The 12,650-nt window shown below is 45.4% G+C and carries 10 protein-coding genes; 6 read left to right on the top strand and 4 right to left on the bottom strand.

Translation table 11 applies throughout. From position 1 onward, the window contains the following. Nucleotides 1-216: 216 nt before the first annotated feature. From nagB to asnB, 6 genes are all read left to right on the top strand, one after another. Entirely contained in the window at nt 217-1,017 is an 801-nt protein-coding gene (gene nagB, locus A6E01_RS09330; protein ID WP_017026767.1) for a glucosamine-6-phosphate deaminase, read from the top strand. Nucleotides 1,018-1,032: 15 nt separating this feature from the next. Next, nucleotides 1,033-2,169 (top strand): N-acetylglucosamine-6-phosphate deacetylase, encoded by a 1,137-nt coding sequence (gene nagA, locus A6E01_RS09335; protein ID WP_065210120.1) that lies wholly within the window; start codon nt 1,033-1,035, stop codon nt 2,167-2,169. Nucleotides 2,170-2,171: 2 nt separating this feature from the next. Continuing rightward, on the top strand, nt 2,172-3,392 hold the full coding sequence (nagC, locus tag A6E01_RS09340) for a DNA-binding transcriptional regulator NagC (protein WP_017026769.1): 1,221 nt from the start codon (nt 2,172-2,174) through the stop codon (nt 3,390-3,392). Nucleotides 3,393-3,462: 70 nt separating this feature from the next. Continuing rightward, nucleotides 3,463-5,052: a cation:proton antiporter family protein gene (locus A6E01_RS09345; RefSeq protein ID WP_026026038.1), complete on the top strand. Its 1,590-nt coding sequence runs from the start codon at nt 3,463-3,465 to the stop codon at nt 5,050-5,052. A gap of 121 nt (nt 5,053-5,173) precedes the next feature. Next, nucleotides 5,174-6,331: a GGDEF domain-containing protein gene (locus A6E01_RS09350; RefSeq protein WP_065210121.1), complete on the top strand. Its 1,158-nt coding sequence runs from the start codon at nt 5,174-5,176 to the stop codon at nt 6,329-6,331. 188 nt (nt 6,332-6,519) lie between these two features. Beyond that, complete coding sequence (gene asnB, locus A6E01_RS09355; protein ID WP_017026772.1) at nt 6,520-8,184, top strand: asparagine synthase B; 1,665 nt, start codon at nt 6,520-6,522, stop codon at nt 8,182-8,184. A gap of 74 nt (nt 8,185-8,258) precedes the next feature. On the opposite strand, the gene rfaH is transcribed toward asnB, so the two are convergent. The 4 genes from rfaH to htpG form a co-directional block, all read right to left on the bottom strand. Then, on the bottom strand, nt 8,259-8,762 hold the full coding sequence (rfaH, locus tag A6E01_RS09360) for a transcription/translation regulatory transformer protein RfaH (RefSeq protein ID WP_065210122.1): 504 nt from the start codon (nt 8,760-8,762) through the stop codon (nt 8,259-8,261). 101 nt (nt 8,763-8,863) lie between these two features. After that, nucleotides 8,864-9,838 (bottom strand): ferrochelatase, encoded by a 975-nt coding sequence (hemH, locus tag A6E01_RS09365; RefSeq protein ID WP_017029274.1) that lies wholly within the window; start codon nt 9,836-9,838, stop codon nt 8,864-8,866. 84 nt (nt 9,839-9,922) lie between these two features. Beyond that, a complete protein-coding gene (gene adk, locus A6E01_RS09370; RefSeq protein ID WP_017029273.1) occupies nt 9,923-10,567 on the bottom strand; it encodes an adenylate kinase in 645 nt (214 codons plus the stop codon). A 178-nt stretch (nt 10,568-10,745) separates the two neighbouring features. Next, complete coding sequence (htpG, locus tag A6E01_RS09375) at nt 10,746-12,647, bottom strand: molecular chaperone HtpG (RefSeq protein WP_017029272.1); 1,902 nt, start codon at nt 12,645-12,647, stop codon at nt 10,746-10,748. Between the last annotated feature and the right edge of the window lie 3 nt (nt 12,648-12,650).

Consider the following 12,650-nt stretch of genomic DNA (forward strand, 5'->3'; position numbering starts at 1 on the left):
TTTAGCTGATTAATTTAGTCCTCTTCATCTTAATGGCTTAAATTTGCGTCGCAAATTAAAACCCCATAAAACGTGAGCCATGTCATAGCAATCTGTGTAGACAGCCTGTTTTTGTTAGGTAGATCATAAAACTTATTTCACTATTAAAAATAACGATCATTTTGAGTATACTAAGGACAATTAAACAGAATCTTAAATCTTGGCGAGGTATCCACCGTGAGGCTCATCCCACTAGAAACAAGCGCAGACGTCGGTCGTTGGTCTGCTCGACATATTGTCAATACAATAAATAAGTTTAACCCAACCGCTGACAGACCTTTTGTGCTTGGCCTACCTACTGGTGGAACACCGCTGAACACCTACAAGTACTTAATTGAAATGTACAATGCAGGAAAAGTGAGCTTTAAGAATGTGGTGACCTTCAATATGGATGAATACGTTGGCTTGCCTAGCGATCACCCAGAGTCATACCGCACCTTCATGTATGAAAACTTCTTCAAGCATGTGGACATTCAAGAGCAAAACATAAACTTGTTGGATGGCAACACTGAAGACCACGATGCCGTGTGCAGAGCTTATGAGGCTAAGATTAAATCTTATGGCCGAATTAACCTGTTCATGGGTGGCGTGGGTCATGATGGTCATATCGCATTTAACGAGCCGGCATCGTCTCTTTCATCACGTACACGCATTAAAACGCTGACCGAAAAAACACGTATTGCTAACTCTCGCTTCTTTGATGGTGACATTAGCCAAGTGCCTAAGTATGCACTGACTATCGGTGTTGCGACGCTTCTCGATGCAGAAGAAGTGATGGTGTTGATTACTGGCCACAATAAAGCTCAAGCACTGCAAGCAGCAGTAGAAGGCTCGGTGAATCACCTATGGACAGTAAGCGCAATGCAGATGCATTCAAAAGCCGTTATTGTCGCTGACTCTCCAGCTTCTCAAGAATTGAAAGTCAAAACCCTTAAATATTTCCGCGAGTTAGAAGCGGAAAACATCAAAGATCTTTAATTAGGAGCAGCAAGTATGTATGCATTAACGAACTGCACCGTTTTCACGGGTAGCGACATTTTAAATAACCACGCGGTTGTCATCGAGAACGACCGTATCAAGGCGGTATGCCTTGAAGAAACATTAGACGCAGGCATTGAACGTATCGATCTACAAGGCGCTAACCTAAGCCCTGGCTTCATCGACCTGCAATTAAATGGCTGCGGTGGTGTGATGCTCAATGATGACATCTCCCCTGAAACGATGCAGATTATGCACGAAGCCAACCTGAAATCCGGTTGCACCAGCTTTCTACCCACGCTGATCACCTCTTCAGACGAGAGCATGCGCAGCGCTATCGAAGCTCAGCGTAAATATCAGGAACAAAACAAGCATCAGTCACTCGGTCTACACCTTGAAGGTCCTTACCTTAACCTTGCTAGAAAAGGCATTCATACCGAGTCATACATTCGTCAATCGGATAATGAGATGATCAGCTTTATTTGCCAGCACTCAGACCTAGTGGCCAAGGTAACCCTAGCCCCAGAACAAAACAGACCTGAGCACATCAAGCAACTGAAAGAAGCTGGAATTGTTGTTTCTATTGGTCACACTGCCGCAACGTATCAAGAAGCGCGTGATAGTTTTGAGCAAGGCATTACCTTTGCCACTCATCTATTTAACGCTATGACGCCAATGACAGGTCGTGAGCCAGGCGTCGTTGGCGCAATATTCGACACTCCAGACGTATATGCGGGCATTATCGTTGATGGGCATCATGTTGATTATGCTAACATCCGTATCGCTCACAAACTTAAGGGCGAAAAACTGGTACTAGTAACAGATGCAACGGCTCCAGCAGGCGCTGAAATGGACCAATTCAATTTCGTCGGTAAAACCGTGTACGTTCGTGATGGAATGTGTGTAGGTGAAGACGGTACATTGGGCGGTTCTGCACTTACCATGATTGAAGCCGTAGAGAACTGCGTTAAGCATGCAGGTTTATCTCTCGATGAAACACTACGCATGGCAACACTCTATCCCGCGAAAGCAATGGGCATGGAGCATAAACTAGGTCGCGTAAAACCTGATATGATTGCGAACCTTACCATTTTCAACAACGACTTTAACGTTAAAGCGACCGTAGTAAACGGTCAATTTAAACAGGGATAATTATGACTGGCGGACAAATTGGCAACGTAGACCTAGTAAAGCAGTTGAACAGCGCAGCTGTTTATCGACTGATTGATCAACAAGGGCCTATATCACGCATTCAGATTGCTGAATTGAGCCATTTAGCGCCAGCAAGTGTCACTAAGATCACTCGTCAGCTATTGGAATGTAATTTAGTACAAGAGGTTGCACAGCAGGCCTCTACTGGTGGCCGACGAGCAATATCCCTAACCACACAGGTGACTCAGTTCCACTCTATCGCAGTGCGTGTTGGGCGAGATTATATTCAATTGTCTTTGCATGACCTGAGCGGAGAAATCCTAGCGCAAAGTGAATCGGCAATTCAGTACAGCGACCAAGAGCAATTGGTTGGGCAAATATTCGATAAGATTAAGCTTTTCAAAGCCAGTAACGAAGGTATCTCTCATAACCTGATTGCGATTGGTGTGATTTTGCCAGGCTTAGTAAACCCAGATGTAGGCGTTGTGCAATACATGCCTAACACTAAGATTGATAACCTGCCTTTAGCGAAAATTCTGAAAGATGAATTTAAGACCGAGTGCTTTGTCGGTAATGATATCCGAGGTATGGCTCTTGCTGAGCACTACTTTGGCGCAACCCGTGACTGCAAAGATTCCATCCTAATTAGTGTTCACCGTGGAACCGGTTCCGGCATTATGGCTGGAGGTCAGGTGTTCCTAGGTTCAAACCGAAACGTCGGCGAAATCGGTCATATTCAAGTGGACCCTCTTGGCGAGCAGTGCCAGTGCGGTAACTTCGGCTGCCTAGAGACTATCGCTGCTAACCCTGCGATTATCAAAGGTGTGAAAGCACGTTTGGCACAAGGCTATAATTCAACGCTCGCCGATGAGCCCCAAGTCACCATCAACGCTATCTGCAAGCACGCACTCAGCGGCGATGCACTAGCGACACAAAGCATCGTGCGCGTGGGCGATCAACTCGGTAAAGCGGCGGCCATTGTGATTAACTTGTTTAACCCGCAAAAGATAGTCATTGCAGGTGATATTACCAAGGCAAAAGAGGTATTATTCCCAGCAATTCAAAGGAACGTAAATAGCCAATCGCTAACGGCGTTTCATAAAGACTTACCTATTGTCTCCTCTGAACTAGAGCAGTATCCGACAATGGGGGCGTTTGCTATTGTTAAACGAGCCATGTTAAATGGCATATTGTTACAAAAATTGATGGATTCTACGCAATAAGTTCAATCATCTCAGACTCGTTTGTGGTTGAATATGCGCCAATTTCTCAACCACTTTCGAGACTGCATAAATGGATATAATGCTCATTTTCGGTGCTTTTGTTGCCGGCTTTGTCGCACAGCGCTGTAACCTCCCTCCCCTTGTCGGTTTTTTGCTGGCTGGTTTCACCCTGAATGCCTTTGGTTTCGAAAGCAACGATGCAATCAATCAGCTTGCTGATCTTGGTGTCACCTTACTGCTGTTCACTATCGGCCTAAAGCTGGATATTAAGGTGCTACTGTCCAAAGAGATTTGGGCTGGCGCTACCCTGCACAACCTCGCCTCTACCGCCTTTTTTACCTTCTGTTTAGTGGCATTGCAGGTTATCGGTGTAAACCTTTTCGCTGATATGTCCTTTGCGCAGCTCATCATCTTAGGCTTTGCACTCTCTTTTTCTAGCACCGTATTTGCCATCAAGGCCCTACAAGATAACGGTGAACTAAACTCCGTCTATGGCACCATTGCTATTGGTATCTTGGTTATGCAGGATATCTTTGCGGTAGCTTTTCTGACCGTATCTACCGGTAAGGTTCCAGAATGGTACGCCATTATCCTGTTTGCGCTGCCGTTAGTCCGCCCTCTTTTCTACAAGGTATTGGATAAAGTGGGCCACGGCGAATTACTAGTACTGTGCGGTATCTTCTTTGCCTTAGTTGTGGGTGCTGGGCTATTTGAATTGGTTGGCGTAAAAGGCGATCTCGGTGCGCTAATTCTTGGAATGCTGCTTGCCGGACACAAGAAGGCGTCTGAGCTTTCCAAATCTTTGTTCAATTTGAAAGAGATGTTCTTGGTCTGCTTCTTCCTAAACATTGGTCTGTCTGAACAGCCGACCGTGGCTGGATTGATTCTGGCTCTGGTATTCATGCTGTTGTTGCCAGTTAAGGGAGTACTGTATTACCTCATCTTAGACCGATTTAAGTTTCGAGTTCGAACCTCGCTCCTCGCATCCCTCACGCTGTTCAACTTCAGTGAATTTGGCTTGATTGTCGGCGGTTTAGCCTACAAACAGGGCTGGATATCCGGTGATATCATGGTCTCTATCGCTTTAGCGGTATCCATTTCTTTCATTATTGCTGCGCCCCTTAACCGCTTTAGCAATAGCATCTATCGTCGCAGTGCCAGCTGGCTTAAAGAGCACAGCGACGCCAAGATTAATATTCGCGACCAATTTATTGGCGTTGGTCAGGCTCAGGTTATGGTGCTGGGTATGGGTCGTATCGGGACGGGTGCCTACGATGAACTCACAGAGCGCCACGGCGATATCTGTTTAGGCGTAGAAATACGAAATGACACAGCCGATCACCACCAACGCCATGCAAGAAACACCATTTGTGGTGATGTGACCGACTCCGATTTTTGGGAGCGCATCCAGAAATTGGACCAAATAGAATTGGTCTTACTGGCCATTCCGAATAACCAAGGTAACCGCTTTGCCCTAGAGCAGCTACAACTTAGAGGCTACCGAGGGAAAGTCGCCGCCATTGCTGAATATCAAGACCAGGTTGAGCAATTTATTGAACTGGGCGCGGATGCGGCATTCGACATTTATCGAGAAGCGGGTAGCGGTTTTGCGCGGCACGTATGCGATACGCTATCCCCTAACTTCAAACCCATCAAATAGCACCAAATCGAGCCCTCAATAAGGGCTCGATTTGCTTTATTTCATTGATAATACGGAATATTCCCGTTTAGGCTCAGACTTGTTCTATTATTGATACAAAGCCTTTTTCGAGTGAGAGTGTGTGACCCCGACTTTCAGTACCGACGTTCCAGTTGGTTTTAATGACTATGTAGCAAAACACAATAAAAAGCAGTTAAAGTTTTGGCTGCCTTTGCTCGCACTATTCATGTTGCTGCTTGGTGTTGGCATGCCTCTTTGGGAAGAGCAAAGTTTTTTGCTGGCAACAGAAAGCATCAATTCATTTTTTCACTTCTACATGGTTTATGTGCTGCCACTGGCCTTTTTGCTCGTCAGGTTCATCCTGATAAAGTTGCCGACAAATAACAAAACTAACCTAATATGCTTGTTTGTGGTTTCTAACCTACTTGTCGCTCAGCATGCAGCCATGATCACCCTATCCGTCACACTTGCTCCCCTCTCGGTAATATTGGTTACTGCCATGGCAAAGATGATGATCCTGCGCGTCAGAGAAATCGTGTATGTGTGGGGCATTAGCGTAATCACAGGATTCTTAATTGTAGAGATAGCTCAAGACGTACCCATTGCCTCATTTCACTTATATTTCTCTATTTCTTTCATGCTCATTTGGGTGCTCTATTTGGGCAGTGACCACTATAAAACCAAGTTACAAGCCTTCATTTACGACAAAGAACAATGGAAAGCAAAAAAACAAATCACCCTACAATTAATGGAGTTAGAAGCGCAGAAAAAAGAGCTTCAGCAATTGATTGGTAAAGACGCCCTTACCGGAATATTCAATCGCGGTTACTTCGACCAACATTTAAGAGACGAAATAAAACGAACCTCACGCTCATCCGCACCGTTAGGATTGCTAGTGGTAGATATCGACCACTTTAAAATGGTTAATGACCAGTTAGGGCACCATACCGGCGACGTCTACCTAACAAAGGTAGCAAAAGCGTTAGAGGGTATTGCTAAGCGACCAGCAGATGTCGTTGCGCGCTACGGCGGTGAAGAGTTTGTGCTTCTGCTCCCTGATACGGATAAAAAAGGCCTAGAAATACTCTCTCAGCACATCCTAAGCAGCATCAATGGGCTGGAAATTCCTCACCCTATTCAATCACACCTTACCGTCAGCATCGGCGGTTGTGAGTTTGATTCACACTCTATGGATAAAGTGGCGTTTTTTGAACGAGCAGATCAGGCTTTGTATCGAGTCAAAACCAATGGGCGTAATAACTACTTTATTGCCAACTAGCCCCATCCCTACACTGATATTGTCTAATTGTTGACTTACATTAGACGCCATCTAACAAAAACACCTTTTTATTAAACAAATTCAACATTAGTCACTCTTTGATTATTAAAATGTTGATTAGTGGGTTGCTTTTTTTAGCGACAATGGCAAATTGAACACATACGGAAATGAATTTGTAAGGAAGATATATGTGTTCGGTATTTGGTATCCTCGACATAAAAAGTGATGCAGAGAAACTTCGCCCATTGGCGTTAGAGATGTCGAAGAAACTTCGTCACCGCGGACCTGACTGGTCTGGTATTTACTCATCAGAAAAAGCGATTCTAGCGCACGAGCGTTTGGCGATTGTGGGTCTAAACAGCGGCGCGCAGCCTCTATACAGCCCAGACAAAAAGCTAGTGCTAGCGGTTAATGGCGAGATCTACAACCATAAAGAAATCCGAGCACGTTACGAAGGTAAATACGACTTCCAAACAGATTCAGACTGTGAAGTTATTCTAGCCCTTTATCAAGATATGGGTGCTGACCTACTTGAAGAGCTAAACGGTATCTTTGCGTTTGTTCTTTACGATGAAGAGAAAGAGACTTACCTCATTGGTCGTGACCATATTGGTATCATTCCTCTATACCAGGGCCATGATGAGCACGGAAACTTCTACGTTTCTTCAGAAATGAAAGCACTTGTACCAGTGTGTAAAACCGTCAGCGAATTCCCTCCAGGTTGCTACCTAGAATCAGGCGCACTCGCTCCAACTCGCTACTACATCCGCGACTGGAACGAATACGCAGCGGTTCAAGGCAACTCCACCAGCAAAGAAGACCTGACAAAAGCGTTAGAAGATGCCGTAAAACGTCAGCTAATGACAGATGTGCCATACGGCGTATTACTCTCAGGTGGTCTAGATTCTTCTATCACTTCTGCTGTCGCAAAACGTTTTGCTGCAATGCGTGTTGAAGATGATGACCAATCTGAAGCTTGGTGGCCACAGCTTCACTCATTTGCTGTTGGCTTAGAAGGCGCGCCGGATCTTATTGCCGCTCGCGAAGTCGCTGACCAGATCGGTACTGTACACCACGAAATGACTTACACAATCCAAGAAGGTTTGGATGCGATTCGTGACGTGATTTACCACATTGAAACGTACGATGTGACAACGATTCGAGCATCAACGCCAATGTACTTATTGGCGCGCAAGATCAAGGCGATGGGTATCAAGATGGTACTTTCTGGTGAAGGTGCCGATGAAATCTTTGGTGGCTACCTGTACTTCCACAAAGCACCAAACGCACAAGAGTTCCACGAAGAAACAGTACGTAAACTACTGGCGCTGAACATGTTTGACTGTGCTCGTGCTAACAAATCATTGGCAGCATGGGGCGTTGAAGGCCGCGTACCTTTCCTAGACAAAGAGTTCATCGATGTAGCAATGCGTCTTAACCCAGCAGACAAAATGTGTGGCAACGGTAAGATGGAGAAACACATCCTGCGTGAGTGTTTTGAGCACTACCTACCAGAATCTATCGCATGGCGTCAAAAAGAGCAGTTCTCTGATGGCGTTGGCTACAGCTGGATTGATACCTTGCGTGAAGTCGCTGAAGCTAAGGTAACGGATCAGCAAATGGAAACCGCTAAGTTCCGCTTCCCATACAACACTCCTTTAACTAAAGAAGGCTATGTATACCGCGAGATCTTTGAAGAGTTGTTCCCGCTACCGTCAGCTGCTGAGTGTGTTCCTGGTGGACCGTCTGTGGCGTGCTCTTCGGCTAAAGCCATTGAGTGGGATGAATCGTTTAAGAACAACGCTGACCCTTCAGGTCGCGCTGTTAAAGCGGTACATAACGAGGCTTACTAAGTCATTAGACTAGTTAACGAGAAAAGGGCGCTATTTTAGCGCCCTTTTTGGTTTTAGGTTCTAGGACCTAGGACCTAGGACCTAGCCTCAATATCCTGATTGTCCACTTGAACCTCTACCTTTTTGTTAATCATCGTAATCAACAAAATAGAGCGCTTCTCACCATCAGCCTCATGGTAAATCGCATCGACGCCAGCGAACTGTCCTGACTTGATAATAACTTCATCGCCTTTTTGAAGTAAGTCAGATTCAATCTCAACGTTTTCCTGAGAGCCCTCTACCTGCTTAAGGGTATACACTAGGTCACCTTGCAACTCTGTAGGGTAAACGCCATTGCGAATAAAATCGGACACACCACGTGTTGAGCGCACAGTGGTAAACGAAGGCCCTACTTCAAAATCAAAGCGTACAAACATGTAGCTTGGAAACAGAGGCTCAGATCTCTTCTGACGCTTACCTCGAACCATTTTTTCTACAGTGATCTTCGGGTAATAAACCTCAACACCTTGATTTTCAAGGTGCATTTGCGCCCGCTCTTGATCACCGCGCTTACAATACAATAAATACCAACGTTTCATGGCTGCTACCTTTTATCTGATACTAGGCTCTGCGCCAAAATTTTAACCTTGGTATTCTATCAGCTCACCTACAGACATGAAATCCGACCGAGCATGAGTGCTCACTCACCATTCAATAAACGCGCATTTACTAGACTCGCCATCAGTTCAATGTGCTTGTCGCTATCATTGAGGCACGGTATGTAGTTAAAGCTTTCACCACCCGCCTCTTTATAGATATCGCAGCATTCTTCAGATAACTCCTCTAATGTCTCAAGACAATCCACAGAGAAAGCAGGTGCTATGATATCCAGCTTTTTAATACCTTGATTGGGCAACTTCTCTAGGGTCTTATCGGTATATGGCTGTAGCCATTCTTCGCGACCAAAACGCGATTGATAGGTCATGCCCATTCGGTCTGAGCCTAGTCCTAGTTCTTGCGCTAAAAGCTCAGTGGTTTTCTCGCAATGTTGAGGGTAGACATCACCATTGTCAGCAAATCGTTTCGGTATGCCGTGATAAGAGCAAAGTAGGTATTCACTCTCTCCACGCTCACGCCAAGATTCTCGTACAGAGTCAGCCAAAGCCTTAATATAAAGCGGGTGATCGTGATAATCGCCAATCACCTCAAAGGAAGGCACCACCGTCATTTGTTTGAACGCCTTACCCAGACCATCAACAACGGCGGCGGTTGTGGTTGCAGAATACTGCGGGTACAAAGGTAGCACTATCACCTTTTCAACGCCCTGCTCAAGCAGTGACTGCATGCCAGACAGCAAGCTTGGATTACCATAGGTCATCCCAAGCTCAACTGGAACATTGAGGCTTTGCTTTAATTTACTCGCTTGCCTGCGAGAGAAGACCATCAGGGGTGAGCCTTCACTCATCCATACCCCTTGATAGAGCTTGGCTACCTTGGGAGCGCGAATAGGCAATATCACGCCGTGCAGCAATGGGCACCATAACCAACGCGTCATATCCACTACACGCTTGTCGTGTAGAAACTGACTTAAGAATCGTTTAATGGCTTTAGGGGTTGCTTCATCTGGGGTCCCTAGATTAACTAATAACACCCCTGTTTTAGATTGGTTTTCCATAACGTCCTGACATATAAGCAATAAAAAAGGACGACCAACTGGTCGTCCTTCTAGTATCTAAATTCGCTTAACAATAAGCAATGATTAAGATAACGCTTTTTCGATGTCAGAGCTTACTTCTGCAACTTGCTTAGTACCATCGAACTTAAGGTACTTAGTGTTACCTGCTTCTGCTTCTTTACCGTAGTACTGAACTAGCGGAGCAGTTTGCGTGTGGTATACACCTAGGCGAGCGCGAACAGTCTCTTCTTTGTCGTCATCACGAACAACAAGAGCTTCACCTGTTACGTCGTCTTTACCTTCCTCTTTAGGCGGGTTAAACACAACGTGGTAGGTACGACCTGATGGAAGGTGAGCACGACGACCGGCCATACGCTCAACAATCACATCGTCAGCTACGTCAAACTCGATAACGTAATCAACATCAATACCCATCTCTTTCAGGCCATCAGCCTGAGGGATAGTGCGTGGGAAACCATCTAGTAGGAAACCTTTCTCACAATCGTCTTGTGCAATACGCTCTTTGATAAGACCTAGAATGATATCATCAGAAACCAATTGGCCTGCATCAATTACACCTTTAGCTTTTTTGCCTAACTCAGTGCCCGCCTTGATAGCAGCACGTAGCATGTCACCAGTAGAAATTTGTGGGATACCGTATTTTTCCATGATGAACTGAGCCTGAGTGCCTTTACCTGCACCAGGAGCACCTAAAAGAATGATGCGCATTGTTTTTCCTCTTTAATGTTCTTCTTTTATACCGAAGCTCACAAACCGACAACAAACAGTAAGCCACTGATTTTGTTGTAAGTTTCGGTATAACTATACTTTTAGTAATGATTAAGCCCAGAATACTACCATAATTCTGGGCTTAATGTTCAGCTTTGCGACTAATCCGTGAGATTGACTATTTAATCAACAATTGGTTTACCGCGCTTAGGAACTGGCTTGGGTCTTCTAGAGAACCACGCTCTGCAAGCATCGCTTGACCAAGCAGAAGTTCAACATAGCGACCAAAGGCAATTTCATCAGCGGTATCAGCCATTTGCTTAACTAGATCGTGCTCTGGGTTTAGCTCTAGGATGTACTTCACCTCAGGAGCGGCTTGACCTGCAGCCTCAAGAAGCTTAGCCATCTGCGTGCCCATTTCCATATCATCGGTCACCACTACCGCAGGAGTGCTTGCAAGCTTAAAGGTGGTACGAACCTCTTTCACGCGATCACCCAGGTACTCTTGAGTACGCTCAACCACAGACTTGAACTCTTCTTCCGTCTCTTTCTGCTTCTCTTTTTCTTGTTCGTCTTCAAACTTGCTAAGATCTAGGCCAGCTTTGGTGATTGACTGGAATTGTTTGCCGTCGAACTCTGTCAGGTAGTTCATTAGCCACTCATCGATGCGATCGTACATCAGCACAACCTCAATACCTTTCGCTTTAAATTGCTCAAGGTGCGGGCTGTTTTTCGCTGCTGCATAGCTGTCAGCCGTAAGGAAGTAGATCTTATCTTGACCTTCTTTCATACGCTCAACATAGCTTGCAAGGCTTACAGACTGCTCGTTGCTGTCGACTTCTGTTGAAGAAAAACGCAATAGACCCGCGATCTTCTCTTTGTTAGAAGCATCTTCTGCAGGGCCCTCTTTTAGCACTAGGCCAAATTCCTTCCAGAAAGACAGGTACTTGTCGTCGTCTTTCTTCGCCAGTTTCTCTAGCATAGTAAGAACGCGCTTAGTGCACGCATTACGCAGTGACTGAGTCACCTTGTTGTCTTGCAGGATTTCACGTGACACGTTAAGTGGCAGATCGTTTGAATCAATCAAGCCCTTAACAAAGCGCAGGTACGAAGGCATGAACTGCTCTGCGTCATCCATAATGAATACACGCTGAACATACAGTTTAAGACCGCTCTTATGGTCACGGTTCATCATGTCCCAAGGAGCTTTTGAAGGAACGTACAATAGGCTTGTGTAATCGTTTTTACCTTCTACCTTGTTATGGCTCCATAGCAATGGATCAGCAAAGTCATGCGAAACATGCTTGTAGAACTCTTTATATTCTTCATCGTTGATGTCAGATTTTGCTCGAGTCCAAAGCGCTTGCGCCTTGTTGATTTGCTCCCACTTGGTTTCGTCTGTTTCCTTGCCTTCTTCATCCGTTACCTTGGTAAGGATAGAAACAGGAATACCAATGTGGTCAGAGTATTTACTGATCACATCACGTAGACGCCATTCAGATAGGAACTCTTTACCTTCATCACGCATATGCAGGATGATGTCAGTACCGCGGCTTTCTTTGGTAATGTCTTCAATGGTGTAGTCACCTTCACCCGCTGAGTGCCACTGCACGCCGTGGTCAGCCGATAGGCCTGCAGCACGTGTACGTACAGTTACAGCATCTGCCACGATAAAGGCGGAATAGAAGCCAACGCCAAATTGACCAATAAGCTGTGAGTCTTTTGATTGGTCTTCAGAAAGCTTAGAGAAGAACTCCGCCGTGCCCGATTTTGCGATTGTGCCTAGATGCTCAATCACATCATCACGGCTCATACCAATACCATTGTCCGATACGGTCAGTGTGTTGGTCTTCTCATCGAAAGAAAGCTTCACACCTAGATCGGCATCGCCTTGGTATAAGTCAGGCTGAGATAGTGCTTGGAAGCGCAGCTTATCTGACGCATCTGACGCGTTAGAAATAAGCTCACGTAAGAAAATTTCTTTATTTGAATACAGTGAGTGAATCATAAGGTGCAGCAGTTGCTTTACCTCTGATTGGAAACCTCGAGTTTCTTTGTTAGCTGACACAGTCTCGCTCATTTT

This window comes from Vibrio breoganii (assembly GCF_001677275.1).
Classification (GTDB): domain Bacteria; phylum Pseudomonadota; class Gammaproteobacteria; order Enterobacterales; family Vibrionaceae; genus Vibrio; species Vibrio breoganii.